Annotated in this window: 24 protein-coding genes; 13 read left to right on the top strand and 11 right to left on the bottom strand. The window is 71.4% G+C overall.

The features are described 5' to 3' along the window. Positions 1-102 precede the first annotated feature (102 nt). On the bottom strand, positions 103-1,710 hold the full coding sequence (locus ACIRF8_RS21670; protein ID WP_404217046.1) for a glycoside hydrolase family 20 protein: 1,608 nt from the start codon (positions 1,708-1,710) through the stop codon (positions 103-105). Positions 1,711-2,025: 315 nt separating this feature from the next. On the opposite strand from ACIRF8_RS21670, the gene ACIRF8_RS21665 reads away from it, so the two are divergent. From ACIRF8_RS21665 to ACIRF8_RS21620, 10 genes are all read left to right on the top strand, one after another. After that, positions 2,026-2,544 carry a 2-oxo-4-hydroxy-4-carboxy-5-ureidoimidazoline decarboxylase gene (locus ACIRF8_RS21665; protein WP_404217045.1) on the top strand — a complete coding sequence of 173 codons (519 nt, stop codon included), beginning with the start codon at positions 2,026-2,028 and terminating at the stop codon, positions 2,542-2,544. Positions 2,545-2,693: 149 nt separating this feature from the next. After that, positions 2,694-3,074 (top strand): succinate dehydrogenase, cytochrome b556 subunit, encoded by a 381-nt coding sequence (gene sdhC / locus ACIRF8_RS21660; protein WP_404217043.1) that lies wholly within the window; start codon positions 2,694-2,696, stop codon positions 3,072-3,074. Between the two features lie 8 nt (positions 3,075-3,082). Beyond that, the gene (locus ACIRF8_RS21655) at positions 3,083-3,577 is read left to right on the top strand and encodes a succinate dehydrogenase hydrophobic membrane anchor subunit (RefSeq protein ID WP_404217042.1); all 495 of its coding nucleotides are present in this window, start codon (positions 3,083-3,085) and stop codon (positions 3,575-3,577) included. Positions 3,578-3,596: 19 nt separating this feature from the next. After that, entirely contained in the window at positions 3,597-5,351 is a 1,755-nt protein-coding gene (gene sdhA, locus ACIRF8_RS21650; protein ID WP_404217041.1) for a succinate dehydrogenase flavoprotein subunit, read from the top strand. Next, a complete protein-coding gene (locus ACIRF8_RS21645; protein WP_404217040.1) occupies positions 5,351-6,127 on the top strand; it encodes a succinate dehydrogenase iron-sulfur subunit in 777 nt (258 codons plus the stop codon). Before sdhA ends, ACIRF8_RS21645 begins: the two co-directional genes overlap by 1 nt. A gap of 221 nt (positions 6,128-6,348) precedes the next feature. Next, entirely contained in the window at positions 6,349-6,750 is a 402-nt protein-coding gene (locus tag ACIRF8_RS21640) for a VOC family protein (protein WP_404217039.1), read from the top strand. A 111-nt stretch (positions 6,751-6,861) separates the two neighbouring features. After that, complete coding sequence (locus ACIRF8_RS21635) at positions 6,862-7,269, top strand: hypothetical protein (protein WP_404217038.1); 408 nt, start codon at positions 6,862-6,864, stop codon at positions 7,267-7,269. Then, positions 7,266-7,820 (top strand): thiol-disulfide oxidoreductase DCC family protein, encoded by a 555-nt coding sequence (locus ACIRF8_RS21630; protein WP_404217037.1) that lies wholly within the window; start codon positions 7,266-7,268, stop codon positions 7,818-7,820. Before ACIRF8_RS21635 ends, ACIRF8_RS21630 begins: the two co-directional genes overlap by 4 nt. 81 nt (positions 7,821-7,901) lie before the next feature. Then, positions 7,902-8,543, top strand: a complete 642-nt coding sequence (locus ACIRF8_RS21625) for a TetR/AcrR family transcriptional regulator (protein ID WP_404217515.1) — start codon at positions 7,902-7,904, stop codon at positions 8,541-8,543. Between the two features lie 63 nt (positions 8,544-8,606). Then, a complete protein-coding gene (locus ACIRF8_RS21620; protein WP_404217036.1) occupies positions 8,607-9,788 on the top strand; it encodes a D-alanyl-D-alanine carboxypeptidase family protein in 1,182 nt (393 codons plus the stop codon). A 47-nt stretch (positions 9,789-9,835) separates the two neighbouring features. Here the strand turns inward: ACIRF8_RS21620 and ACIRF8_RS21615 are convergent, their stop codons facing one another. The 3 genes from ACIRF8_RS21615 to ACIRF8_RS21605 all read right to left on the bottom strand — a co-directional run bounded on the left by ACIRF8_RS21615 (position 9,836) and on the right by ACIRF8_RS21605 (position 11,855). After that, positions 9,836-10,234 (bottom strand): ATP-binding protein, encoded by a 399-nt coding sequence (locus ACIRF8_RS21615; protein WP_404217035.1) that lies wholly within the window; start codon positions 10,232-10,234, stop codon positions 9,836-9,838. Between the two features lie 147 nt (positions 10,235-10,381). Next, positions 10,382-11,572 carry a metallophosphoesterase gene (locus ACIRF8_RS21610; RefSeq protein ID WP_404217034.1) on the bottom strand — a complete coding sequence of 397 codons (1,191 nt, stop codon included), beginning with the start codon at positions 11,570-11,572 and terminating at the stop codon, positions 10,382-10,384. A gap of 40 nt (positions 11,573-11,612) precedes the next feature. Continuing rightward, complete coding sequence (locus ACIRF8_RS21605) at positions 11,613-11,855, bottom strand: SCO4848 family membrane protein (RefSeq protein ID WP_404217033.1); 243 nt, start codon at positions 11,853-11,855, stop codon at positions 11,613-11,615. Positions 11,856-11,988: 133 nt separating this feature from the next. Between ACIRF8_RS21605 and ACIRF8_RS21600 the strand changes: the two genes are divergently transcribed. Then, on the top strand, positions 11,989-13,278 hold the full coding sequence (locus ACIRF8_RS21600; protein WP_404217514.1) for a D-alanyl-D-alanine carboxypeptidase family protein: 1,290 nt from the start codon (positions 11,989-11,991) through the stop codon (positions 13,276-13,278). A gap of 7 nt (positions 13,279-13,285) precedes the next feature. On the opposite strand, the gene ACIRF8_RS21595 is transcribed toward ACIRF8_RS21600, so the two are convergent. From ACIRF8_RS21595 to ACIRF8_RS21580, 4 genes are all read right to left on the bottom strand, one after another. Further along, positions 13,286-14,257 (bottom strand): YihY/virulence factor BrkB family protein, encoded by a 972-nt coding sequence (locus ACIRF8_RS21595; protein ID WP_404217032.1) that lies wholly within the window; start codon positions 14,255-14,257, stop codon positions 13,286-13,288. Continuing rightward, the gene (locus ACIRF8_RS21590) at positions 14,245-14,787 is read right to left on the bottom strand and encodes a GtrA family protein (RefSeq protein WP_404217031.1); all 543 of its coding nucleotides are present in this window, start codon (positions 14,785-14,787) and stop codon (positions 14,245-14,247) included. Before ACIRF8_RS21590 ends, ACIRF8_RS21595 begins: the two co-directional genes overlap by 13 nt. Further along, positions 14,784-15,683, bottom strand: coding sequence for a decaprenyl-phosphate phosphoribosyltransferase (locus ACIRF8_RS21585; protein WP_404217513.1), 900 nt, complete (start codon positions 15,681-15,683; stop codon positions 14,784-14,786). The genes ACIRF8_RS21590 and ACIRF8_RS21585 overlap by 4 nt, the downstream gene beginning before the upstream one ends. An 86-nt stretch (positions 15,684-15,769) precedes the next feature. Further along, positions 15,770-16,279, bottom strand: a complete 510-nt coding sequence (locus ACIRF8_RS21580) for a phosphatase PAP2 family protein (RefSeq protein ID WP_404217512.1) — start codon at positions 16,277-16,279, stop codon at positions 15,770-15,772. A 141-nt stretch (positions 16,280-16,420) separates the two neighbouring features. Between ACIRF8_RS21580 and ACIRF8_RS21575 the strand changes: the two genes are divergently transcribed. Together ACIRF8_RS21575 and ACIRF8_RS21570 are read left to right on the top strand one after the other, a co-directional pair. Continuing rightward, positions 16,421-17,842 carry an FAD-binding protein gene (locus ACIRF8_RS21575; protein WP_404217030.1) on the top strand — a complete coding sequence of 474 codons (1,422 nt, stop codon included), beginning with the start codon at positions 16,421-16,423 and terminating at the stop codon, positions 17,840-17,842. Between the two features lie 46 nt (positions 17,843-17,888). Beyond that, positions 17,889-18,644 (top strand): decaprenylphospho-beta-D-erythro-pentofuranosid-2-ulose 2-reductase, encoded by a 756-nt coding sequence (locus ACIRF8_RS21570; RefSeq protein WP_404217029.1) that lies wholly within the window; start codon positions 17,889-17,891, stop codon positions 18,642-18,644. Between the two features lie 19 nt (positions 18,645-18,663). On the opposite strand, the gene ACIRF8_RS21565 is transcribed toward ACIRF8_RS21570, so the two are convergent. The 3 genes from ACIRF8_RS21565 to ACIRF8_RS21555 all read right to left on the bottom strand — a co-directional run bounded on the left by ACIRF8_RS21565 (position 18,664) and on the right by ACIRF8_RS21555 (position 21,874). Beyond that, positions 18,664-19,248, bottom strand: a complete 585-nt coding sequence (locus ACIRF8_RS21565; protein WP_404217028.1) for a 2'-5' RNA ligase family protein — start codon at positions 19,246-19,248, stop codon at positions 18,664-18,666. Between the two features lie 58 nt (positions 19,249-19,306). Further along, on the bottom strand, positions 19,307-20,320 hold the full coding sequence (gene trpS / locus ACIRF8_RS21560) for a tryptophan--tRNA ligase (protein ID WP_404217027.1): 1,014 nt from the start codon (positions 20,318-20,320) through the stop codon (positions 19,307-19,309). A gap of 93 nt (positions 20,321-20,413) precedes the next feature. Then, a complete protein-coding gene (locus ACIRF8_RS21555) occupies positions 20,414-21,874 on the bottom strand; it encodes a glycine hydroxymethyltransferase (RefSeq protein WP_404217026.1) in 1,461 nt (486 codons plus the stop codon). Positions 21,875-21,883: the final 9 nt, after the last annotated feature.

Below are 21,883 nucleotides of genomic sequence, written 5' to 3'. Positions count from 1 at the left end.
TCCGTGCCCCCGTCCCGGTTTCCTTCGCGCTTGCGGCCGAATAGACCACAGGTGTACGGACGTTCGCCACCCACAGGGGCAACTGACGCCCGAGGAAGGCGGTCAGCGGGTGACGCGATCCGCGAGCTCGACGAACTGCGGCCACGTCTGCTCGGGCTTGTCCGGGTCCCAGAGTTTCTGCGCCGTCGCCCGCAGCGGCATCCGGATGCCCTGGGCCACCTGTTGCTGGGTCTGCGACCGCGCGAGGTCGCACCAGACCGCGAAGGTGCCGCCGAGGATCTGGTCGTCGTACTTGGCGGGGACGGGACTCGTGCCGCGCAGGACGCGCGGCGTCCAGCTCTCGTAGATCCGCTGCCCGGTCGGGTACCGGAAGGTGTTGGGCTGGCCGAGGACGTAGTACAGGTACTCGTCGTTGTAGTTGGTCAGCTTCCGCCCCTGGCTCAGGTACGAGACCGGTTCACGGGCCCCGATCTCCTTGCCGGTCCAGTACGCGACCTCCAGCTTCTTGTCGGCCTGGACCACACCGCCCGGATAGAACCCGTCGTTCCACGCCTTCAGCTTCCGGTCGTGGGGGGCCACCGTCCGCGCCCGGTCGTTGAGCCAGCCCTGCGCGAGGTCCCGCACCCGCGCCCCCGGGCCGTACCTGCGGCGCGCGGCGGCGGCCAGGCCCGGGTAGGAGGCTTCCGGATCCCTGACGGTCAGCGCCCGGTACTCGTCGGCGCCCAGGTGCCAGTACGCGCCCTTGAAGAGGCCCGCGTACTCCTTCAGCAGATCGTCCACCATCCGCGCGGCGGCCGGGTCCGCGATGTCGACGGCGCCGCGCTGCGCCACCCCGTTCACATCACGCAGTTGCAGCTCGGGGTAAGCCTCGATGACGGCGCCCAGATGTCCGGGCGAGTCGATCTCGGGCACGACCGTCACATGGCGCTCGGCGGCCAGCGCCAGGATCTCCCGCACCTGGGCCTTGGTCAGACGGTCGGCGGAGACGATCTCCGGGTGCGTGTCGGACTCGATGCGGAAGGCCTGGTCGTCGGAGAAGTGCAGCCCGAGCTGGTTGAACTTCAGGTCCCCGATCTCCCGGATCCGGTCCTTGATCCAGTCGGCCGAGAAGTGCTTGCGCGCGATGTCGATCATGAACCCGCGCTGCGGCTTCGCCGGTTCGTCGGCGACGACGCCCTCGGGCACGGTGGCGCCGCCGCGCGCCTCCTGCTTGAGGGTGCGGGTGCCGTAGAACACGCCGGCCCGGCCGGGGCCGACGATGCGCACCCGTCCGTCCCGCACGGTCATCCGGTACGACTCCTGGCCGGCCCGGCGCGCCCCGCCGAGCGCCAGTTCCACGTCGCCGGGCCCGGCCTCGGCGTCCTCGCCGCCGTAGGAGAGGCCCAGTTCGGCCGCGATCAGCCGTCCCTCGTCGGCCAGCGCCTTGTCCCGCACGACGACCCGGCCGCCGTCCGGCCGCCAGCCGGGTCCGCGGGCCGGTGTGAAGTCACGCACCGCGGGGATCGTGCGCGGCGGCCGGGACAGCGGGTACGAGCGGCTGGGTGAGGGGGACACCGGGGCCGAGGTCCTCGACGCGCCGGTCTTCCCGTCCGACGGGGCCCGCCCGGAGGAGTCGTCGCCGCCGTCCGGCCAGAGCACGGCCGTGGCGACGACCGCCCCGGCCACGACGATCCCGCCACCGACCAACAGGGCCTTCCGGTCTCGCTGCACGTGCGCCTCCGCTCACGATCATGTACCCGTCGACCGTAACCGGCGCTCCCCGCGGGCCGGGGGAACCGCGGCGGCGGCGAGGCGTGAAGTCCACTTCAGGGCCTCAAACCCTCCCGTGCGGGTGAAATTCGCGCATCCGTCGGACACTCGCAATCAGTCCTCGCTAGCGTTACGGCACAAACACACGTACTGCACACCCCCCACCCGTCCCGCCGGAGGCACCCGCTGTCCGCGCACCGCGCCCCGCACGTACCCGGCCGTCCGCTCCTCCCGGCCCCGGCCGGAGCACCGAGAGGCCTGGCGCTCCTCAACGCGATGCCGCGGGCCGCCGCCGAGGACGCGCTGCGCGCCTGCTGCGGCAGCCGCGCCTGGGCCCGCCGCCTGGTCGCCCACCGCCCCTACCCGGACCTCGACGCGCTGCTCGCCGCGGCCGACGAGGCGGCGTACGACCTCGCCCCCGGCTCCGTCACCGAGGCGCTGGCCCGCGAGGAGCTGCCGCGGCTGCCGGGCGCCGCCGCCTACTCGGCCGCGTACACGGCGCTGGCCGCGGCGCACAGCGCGTACGAGGACCGGTTCGGGCACGCCTTCGTGGTCTGCCTGGACGAGGTCTCCGCCGGTGAGGCCCTGGACCATGTGCTCAGCGGACTGCGGAACCGCCTCGGCAACGACCGGGAGGAGGAGCGGATCGTCGCCGCCGAGGAGCTGCGCCGCCTCGCCCGCGGCCGGATCATCCGGCTTGTCCGTGATCTGCCGCTTGCCCGGCCTGCGGCACAGGGCACCGCGCGACGGGAAAGGCGCGAAAGCACGGACGATAGCCCGTACGTGCCTGTTTGATTGCCTGTTTGATCACACCGGAGGCCCCGGCGCGAAGAAGCCGACACGGCGTCGATACGATGACGAGTGGCCGGTGGACCGTACCCGGCCGGGCCCGTCCGACACCGAAGCCGGCCGGCCCCTAGTCCCCGCTCCCGGAGGGTTCTTCCGTGCCGGCTGGAACGCTGTACCGCGGCCGGGAAGGCATGTGGTCGTGGGTGGCTCATCGAGTCACCGGTGTCCTCATTTTCTTCTTCCTGTTCGTACACGTGCTGGACACCGCTCTCGTCCGCGTCTCTCCCGAGTCGTACGACGACGTCGTTTCCACTTACAAGACGCCGATCGTCGCTCTCCTTGAGTACGGCCTCGTCGCCGCCATCCTCTTCCACGCGCTCAACGGCCTGCGTGTCATCGCCGTCGACTTCTGGTCGAAGGGCCCGCGCTACCAGAAGCAGATGCTCTGGACCGTCGTGGGCATCTGGATCGTCCTGATGGTCGGGGCGCTGTACCCCGTCCTCGGCCACGCCGTCCGTGAACTCTTCGGGAGCTGAGGCCAGAGATGTCTGACACCACCCTCACCAAGACGGACGGCACGTCCGGAGTCGGCCCCGTCGAAGGCGCCCCGCTCTACAGCGCCGACAACCCGGCCCCGTACATCGAGGCGCCGCGCAAGCGCACCTCGAAGACGGGCAAGGGCAGCCGCGGCAACTTCGAGATGGCCGCATGGCTGTTCATGCGCCTGTCCGGCGTCGTCCTGGTCGTTCTCGTCCTCGGTCACCTGCTGATCCAGCTCGTCCTCGACGGCGGCGTCTCCAAGATCGGTTTCGCGTTCGTCGCGGGCCGCTGGGCGTCCCCGTTCTGGCAGGGCTGGGACCTGCTGATGCTGTGGCTCGCGATGCTGCACGGCGCCAACGGCCTGCGTACCGTCATCAACGACTACGCCGAGCGCCCCCAGACCCGTCTGTGGCTGAAGGGCCTGCTGTACGCCGCGACGGTCTTCACCGTCTTGCTGGGCACGCTGGTGATCTTCACCTTCGACCCGAACATCCGTTAAAGCCGAGGCGAGCGAACCCGTGAAGATTCACAAGTACGACACCGTCATCGTCGGCGCCGGTGGCGCGGGCATGCGCGCGGCCATCGAGTCGACCAAGCGCAGCCGCACCGCCGTGCTGACCAAGCTCTACCCCACCCGCTCCCACACGGGCGCAGCTCAGGGCGGCATGGCCGCCGCGCTGGCCAACGTGGAGGAGGACAACTGGGAGTGGCACACCTTCGACACGATCAAGGGCGGTGACTACCTGGTCGACCAGGACGCCGCCGAGATCCTGGCGAAGGAGGCCATCGACTCGGTCCTCGACCTGGAGAAGATGGGCCTGCCGTTCAACCGCACCCCGGACGGCACCATCGACCAGCGCCGCTTCGGCGGTCACTCCCGCAACCACGGTGAGGCGCCGGTGCGCCGCTCCTGCTACGCGGCGGACCGCACGGGCCACATGATCCTCCAGACGCTGTACCAGAACTGCGTCAAGGAGGGCGTGGAGTTCTACAACGAGTTCTACGTCCTGGACCAGCTCATCGTCGAGGAGGACGGCGTCAAGAAGTCCGCCGGTGTGGTCGCCTACGAGCTGGCCACCGGTGAGATCCACGTCTTCCACGCCAAGTCGGTCATCTACGCCTCCGGCGGCACCGGCAAGTTCTTCAAGGTGACGTCGAACGCGCACACCCTGACCGGTGACGGCCAGGCGGCGTGCTACCGGCGCGGGATCCCGCTGGAGGACATGGAGTTCTTCCAGTTCCACCCGACCGGCATCTGGCGCATGGGCATCCTGCTGACGGAGGGCGCCCGCGGTGAGGGCGGCATCCTGCGCAACAAGGACGGCGAGCGCTTCATGGAGAAGTACGCGCCGGTCATGAAGGACCTCGCCTCCCGTGACGTCGTCTCGCGCTCCATCTACACGGAGATCCGTGAGGGCCGCGGCTGCGGTCCCGAGGGCGACCACGTCTACCTCGACCTCACGCACCTCCCGCCGGAGCAGCTCGACGCCAAGCTGCCCGACATCACCGAGTTCGCGCGGACGTACCTCGGCATCGAGCCCTACACGGACCCGATCCCGATTCAGCCGACCGCGCACTACGCCATGGGCGGCATCCCGACCAACGTCGCGGGTGAGGTCCTGGCGGACAACACCACCGTCGTCCCGGGCCTGTACGCCGCCGGTGAGGTCGCCTGCGTCTCCGTGCACGGCGCCAACCGCCTCGGCACGAACTCGCTGCTCGACATCAACGTGTTCGGCAAGCGGGCCGGTATCGCCGCCGCCGAGTACGCGCACACGGCCGACTTCGCCGAGCTGCCCGAGGACCCGGCGTCCCTGGTCGAGGCGCAGGTCGAGCGGTTGCGCAACGCGACGGGCACCGAGCGTGTCTCGGTCCTGCGCAACGAGCTGCAGGAGTGCATGGACGCCAATGTGATGGTGTTCCGCACCGAGCAGACGATCAAGACGGCCGTCGAGAAGATCGCCGAGCTGCGCAAGCGTTACCTGAACGTCTCGATCCAGGACAAGGGCAAGCGGTTCAACACCGACCTCCTGGAAGCCATCGAGCTGGGCAACCTGCTCGACCTGGCCGAGGTCATGGCGACCTCCGCGCTGGCCCGCAAGGAGTCCCGCGGCGGCCACTACCGCGAGGACTTCCCGAACCGCGACGACGTCAACTTCATGCGCCACACCATGGCGTACCGCGAGGTCGGCGACGACGGCTCCGAGTCCATCCGTCTGGACTACAAGCCGGTCGTCCAGACCCGCTACCAGCCGATGGAGCGTAAGTACTGATGGCAACCCCGATCATGGACAAGGCGGAGGCGGCCGGCAAGGCCGAGCCCGGCTTCGCCGACTCCCCGTACATCACCGTCACCTTCCGGATCCGCCGGTTCAACCCGGAGGTCTCGGCGGAGGCGAACTGGGTCGACTTCCAGTTGGAGATCGACCCGAAGGAGCGCGTCCTCGACGCCCTTCACAAGATCAAGTGGGAGCAGGACGGTTCGCTGACCTTCCGCCGTTCCTGCGCGCACGGCATCTGCGGGTCCGACGCAATGCGCATCAACGGCAAGAACCGCCTTGCCTGCAAGACGCTCATCAAGGACATCAACCCGGAGAAGCCGATCACGGTCGAGGCCATCAAGGGCCTGACGGTCCTGAAGGACCTGGTCGTGGACATGGACCCGTTCTTCCAGGCGTACCGCGACGTCATGCCGTTCCTCGTCACGACGGGCAACGAGCCGACGCGTGAGCGGCTGCAGTCCGCCGAGGACCGTGAGCGGTTCGACGACACCACCAAGTGCATCCTGTGCGCCGCGTGCACGTCTTCGTGCCCGGTGTTCTGGAACGACGGCCAGTACTTCGGTCCTGCCGCCATCGTCAACGCGCACCGCTTCATCTTCGACTCGCGCGACGAGGCCGGGGAGCAGCGCCTGGAGATCCTCAACGACCGTGACGGTGTGTGGCGTTGCCGCACGACCTTCAACTGCACGGACGCGTGCCCGCGTGGCATCGAGGTCACCAAGGCGATCCAGGAAGTGAAGCGGGCGCTGATCACGCGCCGGTACTGACCTTCTCTTCTGTTTGTGGCTGTGGGCCCCGTTCCCTGTTGGGAGCGGGGCCCACGCTCGTATCAGGCCTACGCTCCGGGACACGAGGCCCTGCTGCCCAGCTCGATCGGCCGTCCTCCGCTCAGGTCAACCCTGAGCAGCCGGGTGGTGACCGGGGCGCCACGGATTCGCCGGTGCGGACATACGAGGATATGTACCCAGGACACGGCTAACGTGACGGTATGTCACATGAGCTGAACGTCCTCGGGTTCGACAACGCCCTGCTTCCCGTGGGTGACCTGGCCGAGGCCGTCGCCTTCTACGAGAGCGCCGGCTTCCCCGTGAAGTTCCGCCTCGACGAGGCCGGAATCGCCCTGCTCGGCGTCGGCAAGGAGACGCCGGGGCTGCTGCTGCGCGCGGAGGACGGGTTCGGGCGACGGCCCGCGCCGTGGCCCGCGGCGCGCCTGTGGCTGGAGGTCGCGGACGCGCGGGCCACGGCGGACGCCCTGCGCGCCGCCGGGATCGAGCCCCTGGACCCGCCGTTCTCCACCTCCACCGGGTACGTCGTCGAGATCGCCGACCCGTGGGGAAATGTCGTGGGATTCACCGACTACCTCAAGCGGCCGGAACTGGCCCGGAGTTGAGCCCGTACTGAGACCCCCGTCACGCACGCCGACTCTCGCTTGAACGTGTTCAAAAACAGGTCTACATTCATGCCTGTCAGCGTTTTTGAACGCGTTCAAGGAGGGTGGGGCATGGACCTCACAGTCGTCGCATACGTCGTCTACCTCGTCGTCAGCATCGGGCTGACCATCTGGGTGGCCCGCACCCTGAGCCGTAACGGCCGGGTCTTCCTGGCCGACGTGCTGCACGGGAACGAGAAGCTCGCCGACGCCGTGAACCACCTGCTGGTGGTGGGCTTCTACCTGGTCAACCTCGGGTTCGTCGCCCTGTACCTGAGCGGGGACGAGACCATCTCCACCACCCGCGAGGTCTTCGAGGCGCTCTCCACCAAGCTCGGCGTGGTGCTCCTCGTACTCGGGGTGATGCACCTGGGCAACGTCTACGTCCTCAACAAGATCCGGCGGCGCGGCGTCATGGAGCGCGAGCAGCAGCCGCCGGTCCCGCCGCAGGGCTGGGTCGCTCCGGTCGCCGGGGCGTGACAGCGGTGGGCGGCACGGGGCAGCTCGCGGAACGGGGCGCCCGGGGGGACGCCCCGGTCCGCCGGCTCACGGTCCTCTACGACGCCGAGTGCCCGCTGTGCACCTTCGCGCGCGGCTGGCTGTCCCGGCAACGGCAACTGGTCCCGCTGGAGTTCGTACCAGCCGGGTCGGAGGAGGCGCGCCGGCGCTTCCCCGGACTCGACCACTCGGCGACGCTCAGCGACATCACCGTCATCGGGGACGGCGGGCAGATCTACCGCGGCCCCGCCGCCTGGATCGTGTGCATGTGGGCGCTGCGCGAGCACCGCGCCACCGCCCACCGGATGGCGACGCCCGCCGGGATGAAGGTCGCCAAGCAGGTGGTGCTCGGCGCCGCCAAGTATCGCGAACTCCACCAGGAGCGGCGGCCCGGGGGCGCGGCGTACCGGCGGGCGGACGGGTGGACGTACGACGCGAAGGACGGCTGGTACTACGTGCGGCCGGGCACGGTCAGCGCGAGCCGCGGCGTGGGCGACGCCGCCTGCGACAGCGGTTGCCGCGTCGCCGATTAGGCTCTGGGCGTGGCAACAGACAAGACGGAGGCCAAGGGCGCCAAGAGCGAACAGACCCGGGCGCTGATCCTTCAGACCGCGATGCGGCTGTTCCGGGAGCGGGGCTACGACAGGACCACCATGCGGGCCATCGCCCAGGAGGCCGGGGTCTCCGTCGGCAACGCGTACTACTACTTCGCGGGCAAGGAACACCTCATCCAGGGGTTCTACGACCGGATCACCGCCGAGCACCAGGCGGCGGTCCGGTCGGTGCTCGACACGGAGACCGACCTGGAGAAGCGGCTCGCCGGGGTCCTCACGGCGTGGCTGGAGATCGCGGAGCCGTACCACGAGTTCGCGGCCCAGTTCTTCAAGAACGCGGCCGACCCGGACTCGCCGCTCAGCCCGTTCTCCCCGGAGTCGGAGGGCGCGCGGGAGGTCGCGATCGCTCTGCACCGCGAGGTCCTGGCCGGTTCCAAGGCCAAGGTCCCCGCCGAACTGGCCGAGATCCTGCCCGAGTTGATGTGGCTGTCGCAGATGGGGCTCGTCCTGTACTGGGTCTTCGACAGTTCGAAGGGGCGCGAGCGCAGCCGGCGGCTCGCCGAACGCGGGGCCCGGCTGACGACGCGGGGTGTGGCGCTCGCCCGCTTCCGGGTGCTGCGCCCCCTCGTCCTGGAGGTGCACGAGCTGTTCATCGACTTCCTGCCGGGGATGACGCGGCGGGTGGCGGGGATGAAGTCGTAGGCCGCGTCCGCGCGTTTCGACCCCTCCTGCCTTTACCCCGCCTTTGACCGGTACGTTCGCCAGATGCCCGGCACAGCCTCCTCCTCGATGACCCGACAGCTCAGCCGCCGCACCGCCCTCGGCATCGGCCTCGGCGCGGCCACCGCCCTCACCCTGCCCGCGCGGCCCGCGTCGGCCGCGTCGACGGTCGGCGGCGAACGCCTCGCCGCCCCCGGCGTCCAGGTGCGGCGCGGTCCCGGAGCGCCGAAGCTGCCGAAGCTCGCCGCCAGAGCCTGGCTCGTCGCCGATCACGACAGCGGCGACGTGCTCGCCGCCTACGACGCCCACCGCCCGCTGCCGCCCGCCTCCACGCTGAAGATGCTGTTCGCGGACACGGTCCTGCCCGCGTTCGCCCGGGACCTGGAGCACCGGGTGACGGCCGAGGACCTGGCCGGGATCCCGGCGGGGTCCAGCCTCGTCGGCGTCCAGGCCGGGACGACGTACACGGTCCACCAGTTGTGGCAGGGCGTCTTCCTGCGCTCCGGGAACGACGCCGTGCATGTGCTCGCCTCGATGTACGGCGGCGTGGCCAGGACGGTCGCGGCGATGCAGGCCCGCGCGCGGGATCTCCAGGCCCGCGACACCCATGTGGTCAGCCCCGACGGCTTCGACCACAAGGGCCAGCTCTCGTCCGCGTACGACCTCACCCTGTGTGCGCGGGCCGGGCTGCGAAGCGACGACTTCCGGGGCTACTGCGCCACGAAGGTCGCCGACTTCCCCGCGGGCGGCGGCAGGACCTTCCAGATCCAGAACACCGACCGCCTGCTCACCGGGCAGGGCGTCGCCGCGTACCCCGGCCTCATCGGCGTCAAGAACGGCTACACCTCGCACGCCGGGAACACCTTCACCGGCGCCGCGACCCGCGACGGCCGCACGCTCCTGGTCACCGTCATGCACCCCAGGGCCGGGTACGAGGCCGTCTACCGGGAGACCGCCGCGCTCCTCGACTGGGGATTCGCGGCGAGCGGCAAGGTGAGCGCGGTCGGGGAGCTGGTCACACCGCTCAGCGAGCGGCCGAAGTCGTCCGTGTCGCCCGCGCCGGGTGTTCCGCGGGCGTCGTCACCACAGGCGGCCACGGAGCACACGGAGGGCTGGGCGCTCGGCGGTTCGGCGGCGGTCGCGGCCCTGGCGGGCGGCGGTCTGCTCGCGCTGCGGCGGCGCGGGAGCGGGGAGCCTTCGGGGCGCCGGCGCAGGGGCCGGGGCTGAGGGGAAGCGGAGAGGGCGGGGACAGGGCCCGGCTCCGTGGAGCGGGGTCAGGAGCGCACCAGCGCCCAGACCGTCTTGCCGTAGCGGCCCCGGTGCCACACACCCCAGGCCTCGGAGAGCGCGTCGACCAGGTGCAGACCCCGGCCGCTCTCGTCGTCGGGGGTGCGCGGGGGCCCCATCGCGGGCTCGGTCGCCGACGCGTCGGACACCTCGATGAAGCACGAGCCGTCCGCCAGCACCGTCACCGCGATCTCGAACTCCCGCTCGCGCGCGGGCCCGTGCCGGATCGCGTTCGTCGCGAGTTCGGAGACGAGCAGCACGGCGGTGTCGAGCGCGTCGGCCGGTTCGGTATGGCCCCACACCGCCAGGTGATCGCGCACGCGCAGCCGCGCCACCCCCACCGAGGCCGGGTGTCGGGGCAGTCTGAACGCACTGCGCCGCAACACACGTAGCCACCTCCTCCACGTTGTGAACACAGGTTCGACACATCATGCAGCGTGAAGGCAACTGTGTGTGCCACCGTGGTCACTTTCGTCCGCCACTATTCGGACAGATCCCGTCGCGTACGGCGCGTGCGGCGTGAAGCCGTCGTCTCAGGCCCGCATCGAGGCGAGTTCGACGACCGTGATGTCCGAGGGCGCCCCCACCCGCACCGGCGGCCCCCAGGCGCCCGCGCCCCGGCTGACGTAGAGCTGGGTGTCGCCGTACCGCTCCAGGCCCGCGAGGGTCGGATTGGCCGCGTCCGCGACGAAGTTGCCCGGCCACAACTGACCGCCGTGCGTGTGCCCGGAGAGCTGGAGGTCGACGCCGTGCCGCACCGCCTCCTCGATCATCACCGGCTGATGGGCGAGGAGGACGGCGGCACGGGAGCGGTCCCGGTCACCGAGCGCCTTCGCGTAGTCGGGGCCCTCGCCGTAGTTCTCGCCGCTGATGTCGTTGACCCCCGCGAGGTCGAAGGCGCCCAGCTCGACGCGGGCGTTCTCCAGCGGGCGCAGCCCGAGCTCGCGGACGTGCGCCACCCAGGGGTCGGCACCGGAGAAGTACTCGTGGTTGCCCGTGACGAAGAACGTGCCGTGCCGGGCCCGCAACCGGGCCAGCGGTGCGACCGCCGGGGCCAGATCCGCCACACTTCCGTCGACCAGGTCGCCGACGACCGCGATCAGGTCCGGCTGCGTGGCGTTGACGGTCTCCACCACCCGCTCGGCGAAACCCCGCCCGAGCACGGGCCCCAGGTGGATGTCGCTGACCACCGCGATCCTGAACCCGTGAGCCGCGCGCGGCAGCCGGGCCAGCGGCACGGTGACCCGCTTGACCCTCGGCCCGCGCAGGACGCCGTACGCGCCGTTGCCCACGACGCCCGCCGCGGCGACGGTGGCGGCGGCCCCCACCGAACGGGCGAGGACCAGGCGGCGCGTGGGCGCGGCGCCGTCGACGGCGTCGGGCGCGGTCGCGGGGAGCGGCGCCTCGCGCCGCGGCACGCGCCGCACCAGCGACCGCACCACCTCGCCCACCAGCAGCGCCGGCACCAGATAGAGCGCGAACGCCATCCACAGGAACCCCGGCCACGCCACGATCCGCTGCACGAGGAACGGCGCCCCGGCCCGCTCCGCGGCCACCGCCGCGAACATCAGCACCGGCCCCGCCACGAACACCACCGCGCCCAGGCGCCTGAGCCGTCCGGGTCCCGCCGTGGTGTCCCGTACGAGGCGGCGCCAGGCGTAGAGATGCAGGCCCGCGATGACCGCGAGCACGGCGAGAGCGCCCAGTACGACGACAACGATCATGGCCCTGCCCCCACCCGTCGGCCCGTTCGGCCCGATCCGCCTATGAAGTCCGTCGCAGAGCCCGCACCCCGCGGAACCCGATGCCCCCGACCACCGTCCCCAAGACAAAGGAGACGACGGCGAGCGTCAGGTGCACGAAGAAGTACGCCGTCGGGTCACCGGCATCGTCGAACGCGAGCCCGCTGCCGTCCTTCCACAGGTTCTTGATGAAAGTGATCCAGATGATCCAGCTCCACACCCCGAAGGCGAGCAGGAACCAGGAGACGGGACGGCTGAGCTTCATACGCCCAGTATCGTCCGGCGTCCTCGCGCACCGCCGCCGGGGTGGGGCCGGGGAGACACAGAAGACCTCGGCGGAGACTTACGGGCCGGGTACATGTACGTTCTCGACCGTGTCTGCCTCCCCTGCGTCGCCCATGTCGTACCCGAAGAAGTCCCCACAGCTCACGCGCGCGTCCGCACCGGTGCGCCGGTCGCTGAGCACGGCTTGCGCGGTCCTGCTCACGGCCTGCGCCCTGACCCTGACGGCCGCGCTGCCCGCCGCCGCGACGGACTCGCCGGACAGCGGGCCGACCAAGGGCGCCGGGGGCAAGGCCGGGCCGCCGGCCGTCATGTCGACGATCGGCGGGGACCTGCTCGGCAGGCCCGGTACCCAGGTGAAGCTCGGGGCCGGGGCCCCCGTCCTGCCGAAGGACCTGACGGCCAAGTCCTGGATCGTCGCGGACGCCGAGTCGGGCGCCGTGCTCGCGTCGCACAACGCGCACTGGGAGCTGCCGCCCGCCAGCACCCTCAAGATGCTGTTCGCGGACACGCTGCTGCCCAAGTTCCCGAAGACCTCGACGCACAAGGTGCTCCCCTCCGACCTGGCGGGCATGGGCACGGGTTCCAGCCTCGTCGGCGTGAAGGAGAACTTCACCTACACCGTCCACGACCTGTGGCTCGGGGTGTTCCTGCGTTCCGGCAACGACGCGGTGCACGTCCTGTCCGCGATGAACCACGGCGTCCCGCAGACGGTCAAGGACATGCAGGCCCACGCCGACGAGCTGCGGGCCGAGGACACGCACGTCGTCAGCCCCGACGGCTACGACGCCCCCGGCCAGCACTCCTCCGCCTACGACCTGACCCTCTTCGCCCGCTCCGGGCTCCAGAAGGCGGACTTCCGCGAGTACGCCGCCACGGCCACCGCCAAGTTCCCCGAGAAGCAGAAGAAGGGGAAGACGACCAGCCGCTTCGAGATCCAGAACACCAACCGCCTCCTCACCGGCGCTGCGGGACTCGACCCGTACAAGGGCATCGCGGGCGTCAAGAACGGCAACACGACCAACGCCGGCGCCACCTTCACCGGCGTCGCCGAACGCAACAACAGGGTCCTTCTCGTCACCGTCATGAACCCCGACAAGAAGGAGAGCCAGGCGGTCTACAAGGAGACCGCCCGCCTGCTCGACTGGGGTTTCCAGGCCGACGGCAAGGTCACCCCGGTCGGCACTCTCGTCCCGCCGAAGGGTGCCACGCCCAGCTCGGGCACCGGCTCGGCCAGCCCGCAGGGGGACGCGGGGCCCGCCAAGCCCGCCGCGCACGCCGCGGTGACCACGCACGGTTCCGGCGGGGTCGGCATCGCCCTGGCCATCACGGCCGGGGTCCTCGTCGTCCTCGGCGCCGCCGCCTTCGCCGTCCGCAAGAAGTGGCCGGTACGCGGCAGGTCCTGACCGCCTCTCAGCCCGCCGCCGACGCCCGTCCGGGTCCGGCGCCGGGTGCGAGGGAGCTCCCCCCGGCGCGCTCGGTGCCGGGATCGCCGCACTCGTCGGTCCCGGTGCCCGCCTCGTCCCCTTCCGCTGCGACGGCGCGGCCCGTCGCGGTCCATGCCGCGCAGAACAGCACCAGCTTCGCCGTGAAGTTGATCCAGAGCAGCAGGGCGACCGGCGTACCGAACGCCCCGTACATGCTCTTGGCGGCGACGCCCTTCATGTAGCCGCCGAGCAGCATCTTCAGCAGTTCGAACCCGGCCGCGCCGATCAGCGCGGCCGTGACCAGGTCCCGGCGCGGCGGATGCACCCCGGGCAGCAGGGTGAGGACGTACAGGAGCAGCAGGAAGTCGGCGAGGACGGCGATGGCGAAGGCCAGGACCTGCAAGAGCGCGCCGCCCCAGCCCCCTTTGTCGAGCCCGAGCCGGTCCGCGGTCCAGTCCACGGCCGTGGACGCCACCGTCGATGCCACCAGCGACGCGAGGCCCGCTCCGCCGAGCCCGATCAGCACCCCGGCGTCCCTGAGCTTGCGCAGGACCGGGTTCTCGTCGGGGTCGGGCAGCTCCCACACGGCGCGCAGGCACTCCCGCATCGAGCCGACCCAGCCGATGCCGGTGAACAGCAGCAGCGCTCCGGCGACGACCCCGATCGTCCCGGCGTTGTCGATCAGCGCCCCGAGGTCCAGCTCGTCGGCGATGCCGGGGATCTGCTCGCGGACGCTCTCCTCGAACTTCCGCTGCTGGTCGGCGCCGAGCGTGCCGGCGGCGATCGCCGCGCTCACGGTGATGAGCGGGAACAGGGCGAGGAAGCTGATGAAGGTCATCGCCGCCGCAAGCCGCGTCCAGTGCACCTCGTCGAGCCGCTCATAGGCGTGCCAGGCGTGGGTCCGCATCAGCCGGGCGAGCCACGGCCCGACCACGGGGAGTCTCTTCAGCCAGTCCATGTTCCCAGCCTGCCCCGATCGACCGGTTCGACCGGTACGACCTGTCTCGCCTCGGCCGGCCACCCGTCGGCCGGCCTCCCGCCCGGTCCCGGACCGAAGGCCAGGGTCCGGGTACCCCAGAACCGCACCGCCGTGGCCAGGGCCATCCCGACCCCGGCGCCCGACAGGGTGTCCGCGCGCGGTGAGGTGAATCCCAGCACGTAGTGGGACACGCCGATGCACGCCAGTTGGACCAGCGCCCCGGCCACGTTGACGGCGAGGAACATTCCGTACCGCCGCAGCCGCGAGCCCCCGGCGGCCCGCCCGCGGTACGTCCCGAGCGCGTTCCCCGCGTACGCCACCGAGCAACCGGCGACGAAGGACAGCGACTTGGCGGAGACCGGGTCCATCGCGAGCGGCCCGCGCAGCCACAGGAACAGGGCCAGGTCGGCGGCGTACGCGCACAGCCCGGTGACGGCGAAGCCGAGCAGTTCGGGGCCGAGTCCGCCCGCGGCCCGCCTCCTCCCCGCCGTTTCGCCGAGGCTCCTCACCAGTCCGCGACCGCCAGTGCGTACATCGCCACCCAGACGAGGCCGATCACCGCCAGCGCCCGGTCGCGCAGCACCACGTCCTCCGGTTCACCGGCCGTGCCGCGGTCGGCGAAGACGGCGTACCGCAGGACGGCGACGATGAACGCCACCATCGACAGTTGCCGCCAGGGCAGCAGGCTGCTGCGGGCGACACCGCCCTCCTCCATCGCCCACAGGCAGTAGGCGAGGACGGCCACGCCCGCCGCCAACTGCCAGACGAAGCGCAGGTAGCCGGTCGTGTACTCGGTCAGGAGCGCGCGGGTCGCCCCGGCCCTGCCGGCCATCTGGACCGCCTCGGAGTACCGCTTGGCGGAGACCATGAACAGTGCGCCGAATCCGGTGGTGATCAGAAACCAGCGCGACAGGGGGATGCCGAGGGCGAGCCCGCCGATCATCGCCCGCATCAGGAATCCGGTGGTCACCACGATCAGGTCGACGACGAGTACGTGCTTGAGGCTGACGCAGTAGGCCAGTTGCATCCCTACGTACGCGGCCAGGAGCGCCGCTGTCGCCGGGTTGCACAGCGCCAGCGCGGCGGTGGGCGCGAGGACGGCGAGGGCCGCCCCGGTCGCGTAGGCGAGCGGCACGGGGACCAGCCCCGCCGCGACGGGCCGGAGGCGTTTGACGGGGTGGGCCCGGTCCGCGTCGGCGTCCCGCGCGTCGTTGATCAGGTAGACCGCCGAGGCCGCCGCCGTGAACAGGGCGAAGACGAGGCCCAGTTGGGTCAGGACGTGGCGGGCGAACAGTTCGCCCGCCGCCGCGGGAGCCGCGACCACCAGGACGTTCTTCACCCACTGCTTCGGGCGCGCCGTCCTGATCAGTCCGGCGGGCAGCCCGAGGGGCGTCGCCGCCGGGATGGACGGCGCCGGGGTGTGCGGTCTCCGCGGGACCGTGGCCGCCGCGGTCCCGCGCGGCGGCTGTTCGGCCCGTTCCACGTGCTCCGTCACCGTGTCCTGCCCCCGGTCATCCAGCGCGCCCCGAGCCGTGCCGTGAGGGCGCCGAGCGCCGCGCCCGCCGCGACGTCGGAGGGGTAGTGCACGCCGACGACAAGCCGCGAGACACACACCGCGGCGGCCAGCGGCGGCACCAGTCGCGCCCCGGCCGGTCGCAGGGCCCCGTAGGCGACCGCGGCGGCAGCCGCCGACGTCGCGTGCGAGCTGGGGAACGAGTGCCGACCCGCGGTGCGCACCAATGGCTCCGCGCCCGTCCGGGCGAGCGGCCGGGGTCTGCGCACCACCCGTTTCACGCCCATGCTGGCCAGGTGCGCCCCGGCGGTGAGGGCCGTTCCGCGCAGCCACGCCGTACGCCGTTCCCGGTCGGCCGCGGCGCCCAGGAGGCCTGCGGCCAGCCACAGGGCGCCGTGTTCACCGGCCCAGGACAGCGCGCGTGCCGTCGCGGCGACGCGCCGGTCCGTTCCGCAGTCGCGCAGTGCCGACAGCAGTCGGCGATCCATGTCGTCCACGTGGCTCACTCTGGAGGCCCGGACGGCCACATCGCCGGTCATTTAGTATGACACTCCCTTAACCACCCATTTCGGTGAGGCACCGTCAGGTTTAGGGTGAATCACCCCTCTTGTGGCGATACGGTCCCCTGCATGGCTGCCGACCCCGTCTCCGCGCCCACCCCCGCACCCGCCACCGCGCCCACCTGGGCGCCCCCGGCACACGACACCGTGCCCGTCACCGGCTGGGGACGTACGGCTCCCACCTCCGCCCGCCTCCTGCGCCCCCGCTCCTACGAGCAGACCGTGGCGCTGATCCGGGAATGCGCCGCCCCCGGTCACCGTGGCGGCATCGCCCGGGGCCTCGGACGGGCCTACGGGGACGCCGCGCAGAACGCGGGCGGCGCCGTCCTCGACATGACCGGCCTCGACCGGATCCACGCCATCGACGTCACCGGCGGCACCGTGCTGTGCGACGCCGGGATCTCCCTGCACCGCCTGATGGAGGTGCTCCTGCCGCTCGGCTGGTTCGTCCCCGTGACCCCGGGCACCCGCTACGTCACGGTCGGCGGCGCGATCGGCGCCGACATCCACGGCAAGAACCACCACGTCTCCGGGTCCTTCTCCCGCCACGTCCTCGCCCTGGAACTCCTCACCGCCGACGGCGAGATCCGCATCGTCGAACGCGGCACCGAACTCTTCGACGCCACCACCGGCGGCATGGGACTGACCGGGGTCATCCTCACCGCCACCCTCCGGCTGCTGCCCGTCGAGACCTCGCTGATGACCGTGGACACCGAGCGGGCCACCGACCTCGACGACCTGATGGCCCGCCTCACCGCCACCGACCACCGCTACCGCTACTCGGTCGCCTGGATCGACCTGCTGGCCCGCGGCGCCGCGACCGGCCGCTCCGTCCTCACCCGCGGCGACCACGCCCCGCTGGAGGCACTGCCCGCCCGCGGACGCCGCACCCCGCTGGCCTTCCGCCCCGGCCGGCTGCCCGCCGCCCCCTCCTTCCTGCCGGAAGGCCTCCTCGGCCGCACCACCGTCGGCCTCTTCAACGAACTGTGGTACCGCAAAGCACCCCGGTCCCGCGTCGGCGAACTCCAGAAGCTGTCCACGTTCTTCCACCCCCTCGACGGCGTCCCGCACTGGAACCGCGTCTACGGGCGAAGCGGCTTCGTGCAGTACCAGTTCGTCGTCGGTCACGGGAAGGAAGAAGCCCTGCGCCGCATCGTGCGACGCATCTCGGAGCGCGGCTGTCCCTCGTTCCTCGCGGTGCTCAAACGCTTCGGCGACAGCGACCCCGGCTGGCTGTCCTTCCCCATGCCGGGCTGGACCCTCGCCCTCGACATCCCCGCGAACCTCCCGGAACTCGGCGCCTTCCTCGACGAACTCGACGAGGAGGTCGCCGCCGCCGACGGACGCGTCTACCTCGCCAAGGACTCCCGGCTGCGCCCCGAACTCCTCCCCGCCATGTACCCGCGCCTCGACGCGTTCCGCGCACTGCGCGCCCGGATGGACCCGCGCGGCGTGTTCCGCTCCGACCTGTCACGACGCCTCAACCTGTGAGCACACCCCCGCCCCCGCCCACCCGCGACCCAGGAGTACGGAACCCATGAAGGACGCCTTCGGTGCCCCCCAGTCCCTGCTGATCCTCGGCGGCACCTCGGAGATCGCACTCGCGACCGCCCGCCGGCTCATCGCCCGGCGCACCCGCACCGTATGGCTCGCGGGCCGCCCCTCCCCCGCCCTGGAGAGCGCGGCGGACCACCTGCGCGGCCTGGGCGCCGACGCCCGTACCGTCTCCTTCGACGCCCTGGACGCCGAGACCCACGAGGAGACGCTGGGCAAGGTCTTCACCGAGGGCGACATCGACATGGTGCTGCTGGCGTTCGGCGTCCTCGGCGACCAGGCCCACGACGAGGCCGACCCGATGGCCGCGGTCCGCGTCGCCCAGACCAATTACACCGGCGCCGTCTCCGCCGGGCTGATCTGCGCCCGGGCCCTGCAGACCCAGGGACACGGCTCCCTGGTCGTCCTGTCGTCGGTCGCGGGCGAACGGGCCCGCCGCGCCAACTTCATCTACGGGTCGAGCAAGGCCGGACTCGACGCCTTCGCCCAGGGCCTGGGCGACGCGCTGCACGGCACGGGCGTCCACGTCATGGTGGTGCGGCCCGGATTCGTCCGGTCGAGGATGACGGCGGGCCTGGAGGAGGCCCCCATGGCCACCACCCCCGAGGCGGTCGCCCACGCCATCGAGACGGGGCTGCGGCGCCGCTCGGAGACCGTCTGGGTGCCCGGAGCGCTGCGCGTGGTCATGTCGGCGCTACGACACGCACCACGGCCCCTGTTCCGCAGGCTCCCCGTCTGAAGGCACGCAGCCTCCGCGCTCAGCGCGCGGGCTGCCTGCTCCCGCGCGGGGCGCGGTCCGGCTGCCGGCCGGGGAGCGCGGACCTGCCGAAGGGGAAGTCCCGCAGCTTGCGCCAGATGCCGTCCTCACCCTGCTCGTAGAGGGCGAAACCCTCGCAGGGCCACGCCGCCTCGTAGTCGGCCAGCTCCTCGAAGGCGCGGTCCATCGCCTCCTCGGCGATGCCGTGCGCCACCGTCACATGCGGGTGGTACGGGAACTGGAGGTCGCGCGCCACGGGCCCCGACGCGTCCCGCACCTGCTTCTGGAGCCAGGTGCACGCCTCGGCGCCCTCGGCGACCTGCACGAACACGACGGGCGACAACGGCCGGAAGGTCCCCGTCCCGGAGAGCCGCATCGCGAAGGGGCGCCCGGCGGCGGCCACCTCCGCCAGATGCGTCTCGATCGCCGGAAGGTCCCCGGCCGCCACCTCCGTCGGCGGCAGCAGGGTGATGTGCGTGGGAATCCCGTGTGCCGCGGGGTCGCCGAAGCCCGCACGCCGCTCCTGGAGCAGGCTGCCGTGAGGCTCCGGGACCGCGATCGAGACGCCGATCGTTACGGTCCCCACGTCGTACTCCTGTCGTCGTGTGGCGGGCGTGCGGGCAAGGCGTGCGCGGGACGCCGGTTCAGTGCTTGGCGGGCAGGAAGCCGACCTTGTCGTACGCCTGGGAAAGAGTCTCGGCGGCGACGGCCCGCGCTTTCTCCGCGCCCTTGGCCAGGATCGAGTCGAGCGTCTCGGGGTCGTCCAGGTACTCCTGGGTGCGGGTCCTGAACGGCGTCACGAAATCCACCATGACCTCGGCCAGGTCCGTCTTGAGCGCACCGTACATCTTGCCCTCGTACTTGTGCTCCAGTTCCGGGATACCGGTGCCGGTGAGGGTGGAGTAGATGGTGAGCAGGTTGCTGACGCCCGGCTTGTCCACCGCGTCGTAGCGGATCACGGTGTCGGTGTCGGTGACGGCGCTCTTGACCTTCTTCGCCGTGGTCTTCGGCTCGTCGAGCAGGTTGATCAGGCCCTTGGGCGTCGACGCCGACTTGCTCATCTTGATCGACGGGTCCTGAAGGTCGTAGATCTTGGCCGTCTCCTTCAGGATGTACGGCGCCGGGATCGTGAAGGTCTCCCCGAAGCGGCCGTTGAAGCGCTCGGCCAGGTCCCGCGTCAGCTCGATGTGCTGGCGCTGGTCCTCACCGACCGGCACCTCGTTGGCCTGGTACAGGAGGATGTCCGCGACCTGGAGGACCGGGTACGTGAACAGTCCGACGGTGGCGCGGTCGGCGCCCTGCTTGGCGGACTTGTCCTTGAACTGCGTCATACGGCTCGCCTCGCCGAACCCGGTGAGGCAGTTCATGACCCAGCCGAGCTGGGCGTGCTCGGGCACGTGGCTCTGCACGAACAGCGTGCAGCGATCCGGGTCGAGCCCCGCGGCCAGGAGCTGGGCGACGGCGAGCCGGGTGTTCGCCCGCAGCTCCTTCGGGTCCTGCGGAACCGTGATCGCGTGCAGGTCGACCACCATGTAGAAGGCGTCGTGCGACTCCTGGAGCGCCACCCACTGGCGCACCGCGCCCAGGTAGTTGCCGAGGTGGAACGAGCCTGCGGTGGGCTGGATACCGGAGAGCACGCGGGGACTGTCAGAGGCCATGCCCCTCATTCTCTCAGGTGTCTCTCCTTGCTCGGGCACAGGTACGCGCCGTGGCCGCCTCCGGCCGGGTCCGGCCGGAGGCGGCGGGCCGGATCAGGTGAGGTCGACCGACGGGTAGAGCGGGAAGCCGGACAGCAGCTCCGCGGCGCGGCGGGCGACCTCGTCGGCGATCTTGGGCTCCAGGACGTGCTGGGCCTTGGAGGGGGCGCCCTTGCCGGTGGTGCCGGGCTCGGTGGCCGCCAGGACGCGGTCGATCAGCGCGGCGATCTCGTCCATCTCGGCGACGCCGAGCCCCCGGGTGGTCAGCGCAGGCGTGCCGATGCGGATGCCGGAGGTGTACCAGGCGCCGTTCGGGTCGGCGGGGATGGCGTTGCGGTTGGTGACGATGCCGGAGTCGAGCAGCGCGGACTCCGCCTGCCGTCCGGTCAGACCGTAGGAACCGGCGACATCGATCAGGTTGAGGTGGTTGTCCGTGCCCCCGGTGACCAGGGTGGCGCCGCGCCGGGTGAGGCCTTCGGCCAGGGCGCGGGCGTTGTCGACGACGGCCTGGGCGTAGCCGCGGAAGTCGGGGCGGCGGGCCTCGGCGAGGGCGACGGCCTTGGCGGCCATGACGTGCGGCAGCGGACCGCCGAGGACCATCGGGCAGCCGCGGTCGACCTGGTCCTTCAGGCTGTCGTCGCACAGGACCATGCCGCCGCGCGGCCCGCGCAGCGACTTGTGGGTGGTCGTGGTGACGATCTGGGCGTGCGGCACGGGGTCGAAGTCGCCGGTGAGGACCTTGCCCGCGACGAGACCGGCGAAGTGCGCCATGTCGACCATCAGCGTCGCCCCGACCTCGTCGGCGATCTCCCGCATGATGCGGAAGTTCACCAGACGCGGGTACGCGGAGTAGCCGGCGACGATGATCAGCGGCTTGAACGCGCGGGCGGTGGCGCGCAGCGCCTCGTAGTCCAGGAGGCCGGTGGCCGGGTCGGTGCCGTAGCTGCGCTGGTCGAACATCTTGCCCGAGATGTTGGGCCGGAAGCCGTGGGTGAGGTGTCCTCCGGCGTCCAGGGACATGCCGAGCATGCGCTGGTTGCCGAAGGCCTGGCGCAGTTCGGCCCAGTCGGCGTCGGACAGGTCGTTGACGCCCCGCACACCGGCCCGCTCCAGGGCCGGGGCCTCGACGCGGTCGGCGAGGACGGCCCAGAAGGCGACGAGGTTGGCGTCGATGCCGGAGTGCGGCTGGACGTAGGCGTGGCGGGCGCCGAAGAGTGCGCGGGCGTGCTCGGCGGCCAGGGACTCCACCGTGTCGACGTTGCGGCAGCCCGCGTAGAAGCGGCGGCCGACGGTGCCCTCGGCGTACTTGTCGCTGAACCAGTTGCCCATGGCCAGCAGGGTGGCCGGGGAGGCGTAGTTCTCGCTGGCGATCAGCTTGAGCATCTCGCGCTGGTCGGCGATCTCCTGTCCGATGGCGTCGGCGACGCGGGGCTCCACGCCGCGGATCACGTCGAGGGCGCTGCGGAAGGCGACGGACTCGGTGGACAGGGCGGGCGACGACGTGGGCTCTGGCATGAGGGACCT

The sequence above is a fragment of the Streptomyces sp. NPDC102406 genome (assembly GCF_044765725.1).
GTDB lineage: Bacteria > Actinomycetota > Actinomycetes > Streptomycetales > Streptomycetaceae > Streptomyces.
This window is presented reverse-complemented; position numbering and strand designations above follow the sequence as displayed.